The organism is Streptomyces sp. NPDC054770, assembly GCF_053611985.1.
The window spans coordinates 61,067-79,183 of record NZ_JBSHBL010000015.1 but is presented as its reverse complement, the minus strand read 5'-3'; the positions used below and the strand labels follow the sequence as shown (position 1 = coordinate 79,183).

Here is an 18,117-nt window from a genome sequence, read left to right as displayed (position 1 = left end):
GACCCTCTGGAGACATCGAGTTGAGCACACTCGCCCCCGCGACGGACCTGGCCGGTCTCGTGACCCGCCGTCCCGTCGGCCGGAGTCTGGCAGCACCCTTCTACACGAGCCGGGAGTTCTTCGACCTCGACATCGAGGCGGTCTTCGCCCGGCACTGGCTGTTCGTCGCCGCGGAGGCCGAACTCCCCGAGCCCGGCGACTACGTGACCGTGACCCTCGGGCCGTACTCGGTCGTCGTCGTCCGGGACGACGACGAGGAGGTACGCGCCTTCCACAACGTCTGCCGCCACCGCGGCGCCCGCATACTCAACGACGCGCGCGGCTCGGTGGGCAACATCGTCTGCGGCTACCACCGCTGGACCTACGGCGTGGACGGCCGCCTGCTGCACGCGGAGTCCCAGCCGGCCGACTTCGACCCGTCCTGCTTCGGTCTGCGCAGTGTGCACGCCCGCACGGTCGCCGGCCTGGTCTTCATCTGCCTCGCCGAGGAACCGCCCGCCGACTTCGACGAGGTGGCCGCCCGCATCGAGCCGTACATCCTGCCGCACGGCCTGCGCCGGGCGAAGGTGGCCGCCCAGATCGACCTGGTGGAGAACGGCAACTGGAAACTCACCATGGAGAACAACCGGGAGTGCTACCACTGCGGCGGCCACCCCGAGCTCCAGTGCTCCCTCTTCCCCGTGTACGGCTACGCCGAGCAGGACGTGCCGCCGGTGCTGCGGCCGGCGTACGAACGCTATCTCCAGGCCGACGCCGAGTCCCGCAGGACGTACGAGTCACTGGGCCTGCCGTACGAGGCGATCGAGGAACTGGACACCCGCACCACCGGCTTCCGCATCCAGCGCGAACCGCTGGACGGCGCGGGCGAGTCCTTCACCGAGGACGGTACGGCCGCCTGCAAGCGCCTGCTGGCCGACTTCCGCACGCCCCGCCTGGGCCGCCTGTCGATGCACCTGCAGCCCAACGCCTGGTTCCACTTCCTCTCCGACCACGCGATCACCTTCTCCGTGATCCCGCTCGCACCGGACCGCACCCTGGTCCGCACCACCTGGCTGGTGCACCCCGACGCGGTCGAGGGGGCCGACTACGACCTCGACAGCCTGACCCGGGTGTGGACGGCCACCAACGACCAGGACGCGCTCCTCGTCGCCCGCGCCCAGCAGGGCATCGGCAGCCCCGCCTACCGGCCCGGCCCCTACGGCCCGACCGAGTACCAGGTCGAGGCGTTCGTCAACTGGTACACGACCCGGCTGAAGGCGCACCTGGCACCATGACCGACACGCTCCCGGCCTGGGCCGGCACCCCTTCCTGGACCGACGAGGACCCCGGCGGCCTGCTGGTCTGCAAGCAGGTCCACACCCTGACCCCCGACGTCAGGACCTTCGTCCTCCAGCCCCCCGAGCCCCGCCTCTTCCACCACGACCCCGGACAGTTCCTCACCCTCACCGTCGACATCGACGGCCGGCCCGTCGAGCGGTGCTACACCATCTCCTCGCCCCCGACCCGCCCCCACTTGGTCGCGATCACCGTGAAGAGGGTGCCGGGCGGCCTGGTGTCCAACTGGCTGCACGACCGGCTGCGACCCGGACACACGGTGCGGGCGAGGGGGCCGCTCGGGGATTTCACCCTAGCCCGGCACCCCGCGCCGAAGTACCTGTTCCTGTCCGGCGGCAGTGGCGCGACACCGGTGATGGCCATGACGAGGGCCCTGTACGACCTGGCGCACCCGGCCGACGTGGTGTTCGTCCACAGCGCCCGCACCCCCGCCGACATCCTCTTCCGCCGGGAACTCGACCTCATCGCCGCCACCGCCCCCACCGTCCGGGTGGTGCACGTCTGCGAGGAGGACGGCCCGACCGAGCCGTGGGGCGGTCACCGCGGCCGGCTGACCCTCGACATGCTCCGGCAGATCGCCCCCGACTTCCGGCAGCGGGAGATCTTCACCTGCGGCCCCGCCGGCTATATGGCCGCCGTCCGCCAGCTGCTCGCGACGGCCGGGTTCGCCATGGACCGCTACCACGAGGAGAGCTTCGCCATCGACGCGCCACCGGCGGCCGGTGCCGAACCCGTCACAGGCACCGGCACCGGCACCGGCACCGGAGAAACCACCGAAGGACGCGTCTTCACCGTCGAGTTCACCCGCAGCCGACGCACCCTCACCTGCGACGCGGACACCTCCCTCCTCGCGGCCGCCTCCCGGGCCGGCCTCTCCCTGCCCGCCTCCTGCGCCCAGGGAATCTGCGGCACCTGCAAGACCACCCTGCTGTCCGGTTCAGTCGACATGCGGCACAACGGAGGCATCCGGCCGCGCGAGATCACCCAGAACAAGATCCTCCTCTGCTGCTCCCGACCCCGCGAGAACCTCGTCGTGGACGCCTGACCGCCCGGCGACGGCTCGACCGAACAGGCGCTCCTTGGCTGACCGCAAACACCACCACCAGGGTGGCCGGGGGCCTTCTTCCAGTCATCGAGAAGAACCGCAGCTGACTCCGGCATTCCCCATCGCCTCGCTTCGGCCAGGGACGCCTACGTCAGCGCGAAGGCCAGCAGTGCCGTCGTGGTGAAGTCCAAGGATGGTTCTACGGTCTGCCAGGCGCCGACGTCGTCCACGTACCGCGACCCCTTGCCGTCGAAGTCCGTCCAGGCTCCGGCCGGCGGGGCGGCCGTGCACTTCTTCATGGTGGGGAAGGTGTTCAACTCCGTAAGTCTCGCGGCTGCGTTGGGCCCGTTGACCACGGCGCCCCGCAGGATGGCGCCCTTGCCGTCGTGGCTGCCCCGGAGGTTGGCCAGCTGGTGTTCCGGGCAGTGCGGGTAGACCTCGCCCGCACCGATCACGAAGCTGGTCCCCCAGGGGTTCGCGCCGAGGGCCCAGCCGCGCTGCCGGCCGGCGAAGGCCTCGTAGCGGGTGTCCTCGGTGGCCTTGGCGTAGAGGCGGGCGGTGGCCACCAGGCCGAAGGTGTGCGGTACGGCGTCGAAGTCGTCGTAGACCGCACCGGCGCCGAACGGGTCGTGCCCGGCGCGGTCGACGCCGTCGTCCAGCTGACGGCGCAGGTCCCGGTACAGGTCGGCTTCCCCGACGCCGCCCGTCCGGGCGCCGTCCAGGGCGAGGGCCAGGTCGGCATGGGCCAGTGCGCTGACGTCCGCGACGTCGAGGGTGCCCTTGACGTCGGAGTCCAGGTAGGCACGGGCCCAGTGGGCCGCGTCGGCCGTCCAGTCACCTTCGCGGTCGTCCTCCACATCCCTTGCCGCCAGGGCCAGTTCGGCGGCGGCGAACTCCAGGTCGTCCTGCCAGGAGTCCTCGGGGTAGAAGGCGCTCGGGAAGGCGGTGAAGAGCGGTTCGTCGGGGTCCGGGTGTGCTGGATGTCGAGGCGGCCTCCACGTCGTCGACGAGGACGGTGAGGGGACGGGTGTTCCTGTGGCTCCGGTACGGCGGACAACGGCAGCGTGGCACGGGCAGCCGTACGGGTGGGCGGGCGGCGCGTCATCGGGTACCGATCCCGGTGCCGAGGGGACGACGGGCTGTCGTTCTTCCTGAACCGGAAGTGGAGTTGACGGCCCGTCAGCGCAGCCGTGGACGCGTGCCGACCGCCGGGCGTGGTGCTCGGCTGTCCGGCGAGCCGGCCGCGGTCTCCGCCCGGGTGGTCCTCCAGGATCGCCGCGCACCGCCCGATGGGGCTGTGCCGCTGTGCCCTTGGGACTGCCCCCAACCTCCTTCGCCGCACCGGCGGGCCGGGAGATTGTCGTCGTATTCCCTGACTCCGCGGTCGGACCGTGCGGTCGGGCGCGGTGGACCGGGACCGGGTTCCGCCCGCGAAGCGCAGTCGGATCTCGGAGGGCGTGCACCATGGGCGAACTGGTTGTGACGGGAGCGGAACTGAAGTGCTCCTTGGGGCTGGGCGGGCCGTTTCCACTGATCGTTCCCGCGGCCCCGGCCCTGGTGGGTCCTCTGCCGATCGCCACCGTCGCGGACTGCGCGCCCATGGCGAACATCCCGCCGCTCGGCCTGTGCACGAGTACCGACAACCCGCTCGTCAAGCTGGCGAAGGTGACCGTACCGTGCCTGCCCGCGGTACAACAGCCCTGGTCGCCCGTATCGGCTACGGTGCTGATCGGTGGAAAGGCGGCGCTGACGGACTCCTCGAAGTGCAGGTGCCAGTGGAAGGGTGTGATCGAGATCGTCTCGCCCGGCCAGACCGGCACCGAGGTCGCGGGGTAGCCGGGCCGGTCAGTCTGACGTGCTGGTGGGGGCGGGCGGTGTGACCGAGGTGCCGCTGACGACCAGCGACTCCGCGCACGCCGGAGCGGCCGAGGCGTCGGCCGGCGTACCCGGTTTGCGGCACGCCACGGACAGCACGATCTGGCTCTTCGGCGGTGCCTGGATGGGTGTCACCCACGGGCTGTCGTGGTCCCGGAAGTTCTCCAGCGCCAGCGAGATGACCTGCTGGCCGTCGATGCTCACCGTGAGCGTTCCCTCGTCGCCCTGTGGTGCGTACGCGACGATGTCCGTGAGCAGCAGGAAGCGGTTGGACGGGACCGTGAAGGTGGCATCGCGCTGGTCTCCTTTGGTCACGCTGATGCTGAGCGTCTTGGAATACTGTCCGTTCGGGACCCCGACGGCGCCCGCCGAGCCGGTTGCGCCGGCGGAACCCCCGGCCCCCGCCTCGGCCGCGGCCGTCCCTCCGCTCTGCGAGCCGGCCGACGGGCTGCTGCCACCGGCCGGCTGGGCCGACGCTCCGGGGGGCGCGGCCGTCGGGCTGACGGCCTGCTGCACGGCCTGCTTGACCGCGGCGGCGACCGACTGGCGTGCGGCGGAGCTGACGGCCGGCCTGACGGCCGCGAACCACAGTGCCGCCGCTGCCGCCGCTCCGGCGGCCAGTACGTATGCCCAGCCCGGGACGACGGGGAGCTGCTCGTACGTGCCGGCGAGCACCGTGGGACGGCCGTCCGGACCCTCGTCGGCGGTCAGCTTGACCTCGAACGGATGGGCTTTGACCTTTCCACGCCACATACGCCGACGGGAGCGGACGGTCAGGGAGACATAGCGGAGCTCACCGGGCTCCAGGTCGATCGCGGCGGGCTTCAGGGCGATCCCCAGCCGCTCGGCGGGATCCTCGGCCGTGAGCCGGACCTTCGCCCGGCTGTTGCCCCGGTTCCGGATCTCGACCTGGGAGCGGGCCCGCAGCCGCCCGCTCACCGTTCTCGGCAGGAGTTGCGTCTCCAGCTCGTCGAACGTCAGGACGTCGATGGTTCCTTCGGGCACCACTGTGCCGTCCGCCCGCTCCGACGGCTGTACCCGCACGGCGTAGGGCAGCAGGCCCGCGTGGAGGTCGTGGGAACGCGGCGGACGGAGGGTGAGACGTGCGGTACCGCTGTCGCCGGGGAGAAGCGAAAGGGCCGGTGGCTCGACCTCGGACCAGCCTGAGGCGTCGCCGACGACCTCCAGCCGGTAGGACTCGACGATGTCACCCTCGTTGCGGATCCGTACGGTGACCTGCTGCTCGCCGCCCGGTGCTACGGAGACGGAGGGCGGGTCCAGGTGGGTAGTGACGGTCATGGGGGCCGAATGTAGGCAGGGCGTGCGCCGTGCACACCGGCGGAAGGGGAAGCCTCCGAGGCACTCTGGCCTGGTCGTTAGGTCCTTGTTAGGTGGATGGAAAGTCTCCTTCGGACAATGGGCGTCCCCCGGCTGCGGGCGGCCCGGTCCACGAACTGGCGTGCCCCGGCACAGCCCTGTGCCGCAGCCGCCCATCGTTTGTGAGGAGCATCGTGGAACGTGTCGCCGTCCTCGTTCATGCCGAGGATCCGATCTCGCTGTCCGGTGTCGTCGGCCAGCTGCGGATGTGCCCTGAGCTTCGGGTGCTTGATACGGACCAGGAGTCGCAGGCGGCCGTCCACCTGGTGGTGGCCGAGAGCATGGATCCCGACACGGTGACAGGGCTGCGCGCCCTGCGCCGACGCAGGCCCTCGGCCGGGGTGGTCCTGGTGGTGTCGCGGATGGCGGATTCCGGCCTGGCGGCGGCCGTCGAGTGCGGCGTCGTCGGGCTGGTACGGCGGGGTGAGGCGACCGCGACCCGCCTCACCCAGGCGATCATCGCCGCCACGCGGGGCGAGGGTACGTTGCCCCCGGACCTGCTGGGGCGGCTGCTCAACCAGACGAGCCGTCTCCAGCGGCAGCTCGCCGACACGCGCGGCGCGCCTTTCTCGGCTCTGGACGCCCGCGAGATCGAGATCCTCAGGCTGGTTGCGGAGGGGCGTGCCACGCACGAGATCGCCGCCCAGCTGTCGTACTCGGAGCGGACGGTCAAGAACGTGCTGTACAACATCACCAGCCGGTTGCAGTTGCGAAACCGCTCCCACGCGGTGGCGTACGCCCTGCGGGAGGGCTTGCTCTGACGCCCGCGGGCCGGGCTCGTCCCGCCGCGCCTGCCCGAAGGGGCCGAAGCGGGCTGCCTCCGGGTCGACCCGATCCGGCATGGGGGCGGCGCCGCGGATCGCTGACGATGCTCCGGGCGCCGACGGGCGGCGCCCGCCTCGCGTCCGGGTCGTGACGGGGGCGGCCCGCGACCGGGAGACAGCGCTGGTGAGTCGTCTTTCTCGTCCTTTCCGTCATGGACCGATCGCCAGGCCGGCCGTCCTGCTGGTACTGGCCTTCCTGGTCGCGAGCCTGGCGGTGCTGAACAGGGGCGGCCCGGCGATTGCCAGCAGCCCGGCCACCCAGGGCCGGATCGCGTACGGCGGCACGCAGATCCACAGCATCGGCGTCATCGGCCCGGCTGACACCACGACCAGTTCCCCGCTCTTCCCGGACGGGCCGCAGCACTACGACGACGAGCCGTCCGCGCGCGGTGACGCGGTGGTCTGGACGAGCCTCCGGGCCTCTGCGCAGCCGCAGGTGTTCATCAGACAGGGTGACGGTGCGCCCGTGCAGATCACGAAGGGCCTCACCGGGGTGCAGTATCCGGTGCTGTCGCCCGACCGGCACCGGATCGCCTTCGCCGCCTCGACCGGCCGGACCGACGGCGGGCACGACCTGTGGGTGGTGAACGCCGACGGGACCGGCCTGCGCCGGGTGACCGACGGTACCGGGGACAACACCTGGCCCACCTGGGACCCGTCCGGGACCGTGATCGGCTTCAGCGCCACGCGGGCCGGGGACCTGTGCTCGGAGATCTACACCGTCGACGCCTCCGGTGGCACCATCCAGCAGCTCACCCACGAACCGTCGGTGCGCTGCGGCACCGCCCTGGGCGACTTCGAGCCCGACTGGGATCCGGTGGCCACCCACCAGCGCCTGCTGTACACCGCGGTCAGCCCGCTCGACGGAGGGGACACCAGGCGGCAGATCATCGTGCTCCAGGTGCGGACGGGTGGTGCGCGACCGCTGTCGTCCATCGCGGAGTCCAAGGCCGGCAGCTGGTCCCCCGACGGGACCAGTGCGGCCTTCCTCAGCGACGCACCGCCCGACGGCCCTCCGACCAGGACGATGGACCGCGTCTACACCGTCCCGGTCCCGGTGGCCGGCGAGTCGCAGGACCCGCAGCTGCGTCTCTCCGAGGACCGCCAGGTCGGCCGGCCCGCCTGGTTCCTGCCGGCACCCGGTGCGCCGGAGCTGCTGGTCCCCCGGGACACCGCCGCCACGGCCGGCACGATGGACCTGTCCGACATGCGACCGGACGGCTCCGACCCGCGAGACCTCCAACTGGCCCTGCGCGACGTGGGACGGGACCGTTCGGCGGACTGCCAGGACGGCCAGCGCTACTCGCCCGACGGCCGCCGGATCGCCTTCACCAGGATGGACAGGGTGGAGGAAGGGGACGCCGAGGTGCTGAAGTGCCGGGTCTGGGTCGCCGAGGCGGACGGCACCGATCCGCGGCCACTGGTCGCCGCCGCCACGCCGGACGAGAACGACACCCTTCCCGCCTGGTCTCCGGACGGCACCCGGATCGCACTGGCCCACCGCACCCCGGACTCCGGCCAACCCGGCAGTTCCGTCACCGTCGTGGACGCGACCGACGGCAGGACGCTCTACACCGTCCCCAGGCCGCTCCAGGCCCAGGACTCGGCACCGGTCTTCTCTCCCGACGGCCGCACCCTGGCCTTCGCGCGCACCGAACCCACCGCCGACGGCAACCGGACGCACATCTGGACGGTGCGCGCCGCCGACGGGACCGGTGACCGGGACCTCAGCGCCGTCGAGGACCCCGGGCAGAACCGCGACGGCGACAACCTCCCCGCCTACTCACCCGACGGCCGCCGGCTGGTGTTCCGCAGCGGCGACGGCAGCCTCATCGGCCTGATGGACGCGGACGGGCGCCATGTGCGCACCCCGACGTCCTGCCTGCCCGGGGCAGACGCGCCCATGTGCGGCGCCCCGTCCTGGTCCCCCGGCGGCAGCAGGATCATCGTCAGCGCCGACGCCTCCCGCTTCGAGACTCCGTCCCCACACCTGATGACGGTGAACCCGGCCTCCGGGGCGGTCACGCCCGTCTCCGGCCCGTCGGTCCGCACCCTCGACGCCGGGTCCGGGCAGGAGGCGGAACCCACCTGGCAGCCGACCGCCGACCTGGCCACCTCGGCGCTGGCGCCCGCGCCCTCCGCCTCGCCGGGCCAGGCCACCCCCCTCGTCATCGCCGTGACCAACCAGGGGCCCGCCGTCGATTCCCGTGTCGAGCTGACCCTCGCGGTACCCGCCGGGCTGCACCTCACCGCCCTCGGCACGCCGGGCGGAAGCTGCCGGGCGGCCGAATTCCGCTGCGCTCTCGGTTCTCTGACGGTCGGTCGGACGGTCTTGGTGACAGCCCGGCTGACGGGCGACACCGCCGGGGTCCACGCGATCAGCTGGAGCACCGACGGCTGGGTCCTGGACCCGGACCTCAGTGACAATCACGCCGGAGCGAACGTGAGCGCGGGCGGGCACCCGGCCACCGCACCGGCCCTGCGGATCACCGCCGCACCCGCCCCGGCCTACGTCGGCGGTCCGGTCACCCTCACCTACACCGTGACCAACCCCGCGGGCCTGACCTCGACCGGGCTGACGCTACGGCCCGTGATCCCGAAGGCCGTCCGGGTCACACACCGGCCCTTCGGCTGCGATCCGACCGACGGCTGCAGTCTCGGAGATCTGTCCCCCGGCGCGTCCGTCGCCGTCCAGCTGGTCGTCACACCGACGTCGGCCGGCACCTTCCACCTCGCCGGGTCCGTCACGGCCGCGTCCATGCCGGACCCCGCACCCAAGAGCAGCCGCGCCCAGCAGACCCTGCGCGTTCTCCAGCCCACCGTCGTCGCCGCCCCGGCCGTCGGCCCTCCGGGCTTCGTGACGTCCGTGCGCGGCCGTGACTTCCCGCCGGGCGTGCCCGTCAGGCTGGTCTGGAAACCCGGGCTCACCGCCGCGAGCGCGCCCGTCGTCCCCGCCCGCAACGGCAGCTTCACCGCCCAGCTGCTGATCATGCCGGGTGACGAGACAGGGGCTCGCACGATCACCGCGAGCGGAACCGGCTACACCCCGGTCAGCACACCCTTCCTGGTGACCCAACCGGTCTGGGGCCCGCCGCTGTTCGGCGACGCTCCCTCGCGGAACGGAGCCGATCGGTGATCCACGAGGTCGACGAGGCCCTCCACGGGCTGCTCACCGCCGAAGTCCTCGGCCCGGCCGGCGTCGAGGTCGCCTTCGACGCACCCACCCGGGACTGGGCGGCCCGCCGCAACGCCCCCGCCGTCAACCTGTTCCTCTACGACCTCCGGGAGTCCCTGGCCCACCGCCAGCAAGGCCGCCGGCCCGAATACAAGGCCGACGGCACCACGGTCGCCGTCCACGAACCGCCCCGCTGGTTCGAGCTGTCCTACCTCGTCACCGCCTGGACCACCCGACCCCAGGACGAGCACCGGCTGCTCGCCACCCTGCTCACCGGGCTGATGGCCCGCCCCTCGCTGCCCGCCGAGCACCTCACCGGCTCCCTGGCGGCCCTCGGGCTGACCGTCCCCTGCACCATCGCGCGGCCGCCCGGCGAGGGCAGAGCACTGGCCGACGTGTGGTCGGCCCTCGGTGGCGAACTCAAGCCCTCCCTGGACCTGGTGGTGACGGCGCCGCTGTCCGCCGCACCCCGGCCCGTCGGCCCGCCGGTCACGGACGGCCTGCTGGTCCGCACCTCCGACCGGACCGACGACCGGACCCGATCCGAGCTCCGCCGAGCACGCTATGAAGGGGACGCCCTGGAAGCCACCGTCGGCGTGCGCCGGGTGCGTGGCACGGTCAGCCGCCGTGCCCGGCCGGAGCAGGCACCGGGATGACGGTCACAGCCGACGGACCATCGCCCGTCACCGTGCCGGACGACGCCGGACAGCGCCATCTCACCGCACGGCTCCGGCTCGTCGAGCGCCGGATCCGGCACGCCGTGGAGCAGCGCCGCGGCGGCGACCCGGCCCCGGACGACCCCTTCCGAGGGTTGTACCTGTCGGAAACCGACCTGGACCGCATCCTCAGCGACGCGACCGGCGGTCCGCCGGAGGCCGGGGACACCGCGCTGCTGGAGGCGGAGGCCGAAGCGGACCGGGCCGAGGAGGCACGCGCCCGACTGCCCCTCAGGGACCTCGCCCGGAACTTCGCCCTCACCCCGCTCGACGTCGAGCTCCTGCTGATCGCGGTCCTCCCGGAGACGGACCGCCGCTTCGAGCAGCTCTACGGCTACCTCAACGACGATGTCACCCGCCGCCGGGCCGGCATCGGACTCGCCCTGGAACTCACCGGGTCCGGCCCGCCGCACTCCGCCGCCCGGTCACGCCTCGCCCCCTGCTCCCCCCTGGTCACCGGCGGCCTGCTGCTCGTGGAGGACACCGACCGGCCCTTCCTCTCCCGCGCCCTGCGGGTGCCGGACCGCGTCGTCGCCCATCTCCTGGGCGAGGACACCCCCGACCCCGCACTGGGCGGAGTGCTGCGCCCGCCGCCGGCCGTCCCAGCGGCCGGTTCCGCCGCTGCCGGCGCTCTCGGTCACGCGGTACGGGCCGGTGCGCGACTCGCCTACCTGCGCGAGGAACCGGGCGGCGGCGCCACCACGCTGGCCGCCGCCGCCCTGGCCGCCGCCTCCCGCCCCGCCCTGCACCTCGACCTCGCCGTGCTCGCCGCCGAACCCGTGCCCGAGCCCTTGCTGACGGAGCTGGCCAGGGAGGCCCGGCTGCGCGGAGCCGCGGTCGTGGCGGGCCCGGTCGACGCACTGACCCCGGACCACTCGCGGCTGCTGCGGCGGCTGACGGCCCTGCCCGTCCCGGTGCTGCTGACCGGCCGTACCGGATGGGACCCGAGGTGGGCCGAGGACAGCCCGCTGCTGGTGACAGCGGGCCCGCTCACCCCGGCGCAGCGGGAGTCGCTGTGGCGGCAGGCCCTCGACGGAGCCCGGCTCGACCACGGCGTCGACGTGGGGCGGTTGTGCGCTCCGCTGTCCCTGACCCCCCAGCAGATCGCCAGGGCCGGGGCAGCGGCGCGCCGGCAGTCGCTGCTCACGGACGGCCCGGTCACGGCCGCTCACCTGCGCGCGGGCGTCCGCGCCCAGAACGCCTCCGGTCTGGAACGGCTCGCCCGGCGCATCGAACCCGCGGTCGGCTGGGACGACCTCGTCCTGCCCGCGGCCACCGCCGCGAACCTCGGCGAGCTGGCCCTCCGCGCCCGGCACCGGGACCAGGTGCTGGGGGCGTGGCGGATGCGCCCCGGCGGCGGACGCGGCCGAGGGGTGCTGGCGCTGTTCGCGGGGGACTCCGGCACCGGCAAGACCATGGCCGCGGAGGTGATCGCCGCCGACCTCGGGCTCGACCTCTATGTGGTCGACCTGTCCACGGTCGTCGACAAGTACGTCGGCGAGACGGAGAAGAACCTGGAGCGGATCTTCACCGAGGCCGCCGAGGTCAACGGCATCCTCCTGTTCGACGAGGCCGACGCGGTGTTCGGCAAGCGCTCCGAGGTCAAGGACGCCCACGACCGCTACGCCAACCTGGAGAGCGCCTATCTCCTCCAGCGGCTGGAGTCCTTCGACGGCATCGCGGTCCTCACCACCAACCTGCGCGCCAACCTCGACGAGGCCTTCACGCGCCGGCTGGACGTCGTCATCGACTTCCCGCTGCCCGACGCAGCGCAACGCCGTGCCCTGTGGGACGTCTGCCTGGGCCGTGAACTGCCCCGCGGCGACGGTCTCGACCTCGACCGCTGTTCCCGCTTCGAACTGGCCGGCGGCTCGATCCGGGCCTGCGCGGTGACCGCCGCCTATCTGGCGGCCGAGGCCGGGCGGCCGCTGGCGATGGCCGATCTGGTCGCGGCCGTACAGAGCGAGTACCGCAAGCTCGGCCGCCTGCTCCTCCCCCACGAGTTCCCGCCGCACGAGTTCCCGCCGCACGGGTTCCAGCCGCACGGGTTCCAGCCGCACGAGCGGACACCGGCGAGCGGCACGAACGGCACAGGCCCGGCCGGTCCTCCGGGCGGGACCACCCCCTTCCCGTGATCCTCAGGAGACACGTTGCACGCACGAGACGGTGAAGAGAATCTCCGCCCCGGCCGTCGCCCGGCATCCCCCACCGATTCCGGTACCGCGCCGCGGGCCGAGGCCCGGCTCAGCCCGATGACGGTGCTCGCGCTGCAGCGCGCCTACGGGAACGCCGCGGTCGTCCGTCTACTGCAACGTCAGGAAGACGATGCGGCCGCCGGACCGGACCCCTCGCAACGGTCGACGGTGCCCGACGTCCTCCGGTCTCCGGGACGGCCGCTGGCCGAGTCGCTGCGGGCCGACATGGAGGCTCGTTTCGGCGGCGCCGACTTCAGTGCCGTGCGGGTGCACGAGGGCCCGGCCGCCGCACGTTCCGCCACCGAGGTCGGGGCTCGGGCCTTCACCTCGCGCAACCACATCGTGATCGGCGAGGGCGGGCAGGACCTGCACACGCTGGCCCACGAGCTGACCCACGTCCAGCAACAGGAACACGGCCCCGTCTCGGGCACCGACAACGGCGCGGGACTGCGGATATCCGACCCCGGGGACCGCTTCGAACGTGCCGCCGAGGACAACGCCCGGCGGGTCCTGGCCGGGCCGGCACCGGTGCAGCGGGCCCACCCGCACGAGCAGTCGGCGAGGCCGACGGTCCAGGGTGGCCCGGAGGCCCCCGCGATCCAGCGTCTCGCCGCCCAGATCATGGACGTCTCAGATGACGGGAGAGTCGCCGGGATCGAGATCGGCGGCCGGCCCGACTCCCCCTTCTCCGGCACGATGGGCGACCACTCCACCGCGTTCACGGTTCAGAAGCACGCGGTCTGGCGTGCCGTGGTCGGGCACACCCCGCAACAGGCGGCCACGAACATCTACCAGCTGTGCGCAGCCTGCCTAGGGCTTCCCGGCTACGCGATGGCCGCTCGGCTCCCGGACGAACACCGGAACCGTCTGCTGGCCGCCCAGATGGCCGTCAACCAGGCCGCGGCGGAAATGGATGCCACCCTGAACGGGGATAATCCGGCCGTAGACCGGCAGTTGGCGATGCTCCAGCAGTTGGTGACCGCGTTCCTGCAGTTCCGGGAACTGATCCCGCTGACGACCCTGAAGACCAACGAAGTGGCCCAGTCAGGCGCCGGCAAGGGGCACGGGGAGGCCAAGCACCATGCCACTCTTGTGCAGATCCTCTCGGACACGAGCGCCGAGACGTACTCCGGGGAGGCTCAGGATGCCGTCCTGGGCCTGTTCGACGTGAAGGGCGCGGTGCTGGCCGCCGTGGAGACCGACCCCGCCAGGTTGGAGGCCCTCGCGCCGGGTCTCGATCCGGGGCTCACCCCGGACCAGCGAATCAGAGAGATCATCCGGCAGCACGTGTACTCCGTGGAGATGGGCTATCCGGGCGTGCTGGCCGTCGGGTGGCCGAACGCCAGTCATCCGGACCAGGTGGCGGCCGGAATCCACAGCAGCGTCGAGTATTTCCTGAGGCAGCGTCAGCAGAAGGACATCGACGACTACCTGGCGAAGATCAGGAAGATCGACGACCAACTCGATGCCCTCAACAACAATCGCAGGGCGGATGGATCGCTCCGTTCCTACGATCAGGCAAGCTGGCAATCGGCGATCACAACTCGTCGGACATACGCGGCGGTGGTCCAAGGCAACGGCGGGACCGTCCCGGACGAGCCGACTCCCTCGACGAGGACGATGGACGTGGAGAGCGGCCGGCCCAAGCGCGAGCGCAAGCGGAAGGAGGGCTTCGTCGCCGGGGAGGACAACTCGACCGCCGCCGACCGTAGTTCCTCAAGCAGCTCAAGCAGTTCCTCCAGCAGTTCCTCAAGCCACGTCTCGACCGGTTCCACGAGCTCCTCCCTGACGGCATCGTTCGACGCCGACGATGTCGGCACTCTCGTGGCGCAGATGACCCTCGGGGCGGACGGGCGGATCAGAGACCTGGTCACGGAAGGCAGGCCCAGGCCCGCGTACGGCACATCGATGGGGGCGCACACCACCGCGTGGGTCGTCCATGTCGATGCGATTCGCAACGCGGTGCGCGATGCTGCGCCTGCTCAGGCCCTGGAGCGCCTGGCGCAGCTCTTTGCGGAGACCGCCAGCACCGAGCCTCGGCTTCGCGCTGCGGGGTTCCCGTTCAGCGAGGAGCGTGAGGCTCGTCTGAGCGAGGCCAAGAAGGCGCTGACGGCGGCAGGCGCCGCGGCCAACGAAGCCGACGAGGTCACCGTGGTGCTCAGACTCCAGAGCGTCGTCACCGCCCTGCTCGTCTACACCGAGAGCCTGCCCGGTGCCACGCTCGAGTCGGCCAACACCAACGGGCACGCCGAAGGCACGGCGAGGGCCGCATTGGTCGCATTCGAGCAGAATGGCAACGGACTGACCCAGAAACAGATCCTTGAACACTTCAAGACCTTGCTCGACACCCGGACCGTTCGGCACCACGCGCGGAGGAAAGCCCTCGGGGAGAACCACGTCCGCGTGATCACCCGCGCCTACCCCACAGCGGCCGCGGCCGTGGGATGGACGTATCCGCGCTGATCGCTGGGCCACGGCACGGGGCTTACCCCTCCGGCGGCCGTGAGCTTCCCCATCGGGCAGCTCTTCGCTGCCCGGGGAAGGTGACGGTCAGCCATGTGAGCCCGGCCGGTCACACGGAATGCTCCGACATGAAGCGCAGTCCCCGATCAGGGAGCAAGGATGCCGACGTACCTGTCCCCAGGCGTATATGTGGAGGAGGCCCCCGGCGGGCCCCGGCCGATCGAGGCGGTGGGGACCTCGGTCGCCGCCTTCGTCGGGTTCGCCGAGAAGGGGCCCCTCCACACGGCGAGCCTGGTGACCAACTGGAGTCAGTACACGGAGACCTTCGGCGATTTCGTCGAGGGTTCCTACCTGGCGCACGCGGTCTACGGGTACTTCGCCAACGGCGGTGGCATCGCCTACGTCGTCCGGGTCGGCGACTCGGGCGGTGACGGCGGCGCGGCCGAAGCGCGGCCCAAGGAGATCACGGGCGGAACCCCGGTCGCACTGGGGTCCTTCAAGGTCTCCACCCGCCCCGGGACCGAGGGCGACGTCACCGTGGAGGTCGCGGACCCGGCGGGCGACAACCCGGCGGGGGACCGCTTCACCCTGCTCGTCCGGCAGGGCGGCAAGCAGGTGGAGAGCTTCGACGTCTCGGCGAAGAAGGGCGTCAAGAACTACGTGGTGACCCAGGTCAGGGAACGCTCCGCGTTCGTCCTGGTCGAGGAGGCCGGCACGCCCGCCAGACCCGAGAAGCAGACCGTCGCGCTGGCTCCCGCGCTCCCCGCCCCGGGCACCGTGGACGCGCTCCCGGCGGTGATCTCTCCGCAGGAGTACATCGGGGCCGCCGAGAACCGCACCGGCTTCGCCTCGCTGGAGGCCATCGACGAGATCACCATGCTCGCCGTGCCCGACCTGATGTCCGCCTACCAGCGCGGCCTGATCGACGCGGAGGGCGTCAAGGCCGTCCAGTCGGCGATGATCACCCACTGCGAGCTGATGGGCGACCGGCTGGCGGTCATCGACCCCCTGCCGGAATTGACGCCGCGCCAGGTCAAGGAATGGCGGATGGAGGGCGCCGGCTACGACTCCAAGTACGCCGCCCTGTACTACCCCTGGATCAAGGTCTTCGACCCCTCCACCGGGCAGAACCGCTTCATGCCGCCCAGCGGCCACATGCTCGGCGTCTGGGCCAGGAACGACGCCGAGCGAGGCGTCCACAAGGCACCGGCCAACGAAGTCGTACGCGGCGCCATCGAGTTGCAGACGAACGTGACCAAGGGCGAACAGGACCTGCTCAACCCGATCGGAGTCAACTGCATCCGGGTGTTTCCCGGCCGCGGCATCAGGGTGTGGGGCGCCCGCACCCTCTCCTCCGACCCGGCCTGGAAGTACATCAACGTCCGGCGGCTGTTCAACTACATCGAGGAGTCGGTGCTGCTGGGCACCCAGTGGGTGGTGTTCGAGCCCAACGACTCGTTCCTGTGGAGCACCATCCGCCGTAACATCTCGGCCTTCCTGTCCGAGGAGTGGCGCCAGGGAGCACTGTTCGGGGCGACCGCGAGTGAGGCGTTCTACGTCAAGTGCGACGCCGAGACCAATCCCCCGGCGTCGATCGAGCTGGGACGGGTGGTCTGCGAGATCGGCATCTGCCCGGTGAAGCCCGCTGAGTTCGTCGTCTTCCGCCTCGCACAGTTCTCCGACAGCACCAGCCTCGTCAACGAGTGACCAGCGCCGAGCGCTCCCCCGACACCGAAGGGCGATAGCACCAGATGAGCACCCCAACCACCGGCGACACGCTTGCCACCCATACTTTCAAGGTCCAACTCGGCGGCATCCAGGTCGAGACCGTCCAGGAGGTCAGCGGGCTCTCCATGGAGCTCGACACGATCGACATCGTCCAGGTCAACGCACAGGGCAAGCTGATCATCCGCAAGCTGCCGGGCGCCCGCAAGGGCGGTGAGGTGACGATCACCCGCGGCATGGACAAGGCCGGCAGCTTCACCGACTGGATCAAGCAGACCTTCGAGAACGGCGACGTCTCGGCGGCCCGCCAGCAGCTGAGCATCATCTTCACCGACGCCAAGGGCCAGCAGGACCGGACGATCAACCTGAAGAACGCCTGGGCCAGCAAGTGGGAAGGGCCGAGCCTGAAAGCGGGCGACGGCCAGCCCGCCCTGGAGAAGGTCACCATCGTGTTCGAGGACATCGAGTTCCAGTGATACGCCGCACGGGATCCGGTGCGCTCCTCGCCGACTCACCGTCGGCCGGTCCGGAGGAAGCGGCCCCGCCCGGGAGCGCGGCGGACGCCGCTCCCCCGGCCCTGGGACGTATCCGGACGGAGTACGAGTTCGAACTGCCGCGCGGCTACGTGGACGACGCCGGCACGATCCACCGTCAGGGCACCATGCGTCTGGCCACCGCGCGGGACGAGCTGTCGCCGCTGGCCGATCTGCGGGTGAAGGAGAACCCGGCCTACCTCTCGGTGGTCCTGCTCGGCCTGGTGGTCACCCGGATCGGAGCCGTCACCACCATCCATGCCGGTGTCATCGAGCAGCTCTTCGCCTCGGACCTGGCCTTCCTCCAGGACTTCTACCAGCGGATCAACGCGGAAGGCCACACCCGGGCCGCTGTCACCTGCCCCAGCTGCGAGGCGGCGTTCGAGATCGACCTGGCAGGTGGGCGCCTGGGGGAATCGTGACGTACGCGGCCGACCGGCTCTACGAGGAGGCCGCGTACATCGCCTACCACTTCCACTGGCCGTCCGAGGAGATCCTCGGCCTCACCCACGCGGAGCGGTTGCGCTGGGTGACCCAGATCGCCCGTATCAACACCAGGATCAACGAAGGTTGAGGGATCGGACCATGTCAGCGCGAGACTGGCTGCGGGGGCTGAGCCCGCGCCGTACGGCAGGCGGCAGCCTGCCCGGCGCATCGCCGGCGTCCGGCTCCGCGCCGGACTCCGGACGGATTCCGGGTACGACGGACGGACCGGCGCGTGCCGCTGCCCCAGGCTGGCATTCCCTGGCGCGGATCCAGCGTGCCGTGGCGGACCAGGCGCTCGTCTCGGATCCGCCCGGCTTCCGGGACCGGCTGTCCTCGCACCGGATGCCGGTCTTCGACACGGGGCTCAG

Annotated in this window: 14 protein-coding genes; 12 read left to right on the top strand and 2 right to left on the bottom strand. The window is 71.6% G+C overall.

Translation table 11 applies throughout. From position 1 onward, the window contains the following. The first annotated feature begins 20 nt into the window (after positions 1-20). Complete coding sequence (locus ACWGKQ_RS16180) at positions 21-1,274, top strand: aromatic ring-hydroxylating oxygenase subunit alpha (protein ID WP_453292547.1); 1,254 nt, start codon at positions 21-23, stop codon at positions 1,272-1,274. After that, positions 1,271-2,380, top strand: coding sequence for an FAD-binding oxidoreductase (locus ACWGKQ_RS16175; protein ID WP_453292546.1), 1,110 nt, complete (start codon positions 1,271-1,273; stop codon positions 2,378-2,380). The genes ACWGKQ_RS16180 and ACWGKQ_RS16175 overlap by 4 nt, the downstream gene beginning before the upstream one ends. Positions 2,381-2,526: 146 nt before the next feature. On the opposite strand, the gene ACWGKQ_RS16170 is transcribed toward ACWGKQ_RS16175, so the two are convergent. Next, entirely contained in the window at positions 2,527-3,846 is a 1,320-nt protein-coding gene (locus ACWGKQ_RS16170; protein WP_453292545.1) for a glycoside hydrolase family 9 protein, read from the bottom strand. Between ACWGKQ_RS16170 and ACWGKQ_RS16165 the strand changes: the two genes are divergently transcribed. Continuing rightward, the gene (locus ACWGKQ_RS16165; protein WP_453292544.1) at positions 3,845-4,216 is read left to right on the top strand and encodes a DUF4280 domain-containing protein; all 372 of its coding nucleotides are present in this window, start codon (positions 3,845-3,847) and stop codon (positions 4,214-4,216) included. The two genes, ACWGKQ_RS16170 and ACWGKQ_RS16165, sit on opposite strands and share 2 nt — an antisense overlap. Positions 4,217-4,225: 9 nt before the next feature. Here ACWGKQ_RS16165 and ACWGKQ_RS16160 read toward each other — a convergent pair whose 3' ends face one another. Continuing rightward, positions 4,226-5,554 (bottom strand): COG1470 family protein, encoded by a 1,329-nt coding sequence (locus ACWGKQ_RS16160; RefSeq protein WP_453292543.1) that lies wholly within the window; start codon positions 5,552-5,554, stop codon positions 4,226-4,228. A 212-nt stretch (positions 5,555-5,766) separates the two neighbouring features. Here ACWGKQ_RS16160 and ACWGKQ_RS16155 point away from each other — a divergent pair, with 212 nt between their 5' ends. The 9 genes from ACWGKQ_RS16155 (at position 5,767) to ACWGKQ_RS16115 (ending at position 17,837) form a co-directional block, all read left to right on the top strand. After that, positions 5,767-6,393 carry a response regulator transcription factor gene (locus ACWGKQ_RS16155; protein WP_308310926.1) on the top strand — a complete coding sequence of 209 codons (627 nt, stop codon included), beginning with the start codon at positions 5,767-5,769 and terminating at the stop codon, positions 6,391-6,393. Between the two features lie 187 nt (positions 6,394-6,580). Then, positions 6,581-9,592 (top strand): hypothetical protein, encoded by a 3,012-nt coding sequence (locus tag ACWGKQ_RS16150; RefSeq protein ID WP_453292542.1) that lies wholly within the window; start codon positions 6,581-6,583, stop codon positions 9,590-9,592. Then, positions 9,589-10,287: a DUF4255 domain-containing protein gene (locus tag ACWGKQ_RS16145; RefSeq protein WP_453292541.1), complete on the top strand. Its 699-nt coding sequence runs from the start codon at positions 9,589-9,591 to the stop codon at positions 10,285-10,287. Before ACWGKQ_RS16150 ends, ACWGKQ_RS16145 begins: the two co-directional genes overlap by 4 nt. Continuing rightward, a complete protein-coding gene (locus tag ACWGKQ_RS16140) occupies positions 10,284-12,482 on the top strand; it encodes an ATP-binding protein (RefSeq protein WP_453292540.1) in 2,199 nt (732 codons plus the stop codon). The genes ACWGKQ_RS16145 and ACWGKQ_RS16140 overlap by 4 nt, the downstream gene beginning before the upstream one ends. A 117-nt stretch (positions 12,483-12,599) precedes the next feature. Next, complete coding sequence (locus tag ACWGKQ_RS16135; RefSeq protein ID WP_453292539.1) at positions 12,600-15,005, top strand: eCIS core domain-containing protein; 2,406 nt, start codon at positions 12,600-12,602, stop codon at positions 15,003-15,005. Between the two features lie 159 nt (positions 15,006-15,164). Then, complete coding sequence (locus tag ACWGKQ_RS16130; protein WP_453292538.1) at positions 15,165-16,712, top strand: phage tail sheath family protein; 1,548 nt, start codon at positions 15,165-15,167, stop codon at positions 16,710-16,712. A gap of 44 nt (positions 16,713-16,756) precedes the next feature. Continuing rightward, a complete protein-coding gene (locus tag ACWGKQ_RS16125) occupies positions 16,757-17,206 on the top strand; it encodes a phage tail protein (protein ID WP_217552814.1) in 450 nt (149 codons plus the stop codon). After that, positions 17,203-17,685: a hypothetical protein gene (locus ACWGKQ_RS16120; protein ID WP_453292537.1), complete on the top strand. Its 483-nt coding sequence runs from the start codon at positions 17,203-17,205 to the stop codon at positions 17,683-17,685. The genes ACWGKQ_RS16125 and ACWGKQ_RS16120 overlap by 4 nt, the downstream gene beginning before the upstream one ends. Continuing rightward, entirely contained in the window at positions 17,682-17,837 is a 156-nt protein-coding gene (locus ACWGKQ_RS16115) for a DUF6760 family protein (protein ID WP_217552813.1), read from the top strand. The genes ACWGKQ_RS16120 and ACWGKQ_RS16115 overlap by 4 nt, the downstream gene beginning before the upstream one ends. The last annotated feature ends 280 nt before the right edge of the window (positions 17,838-18,117 follow it).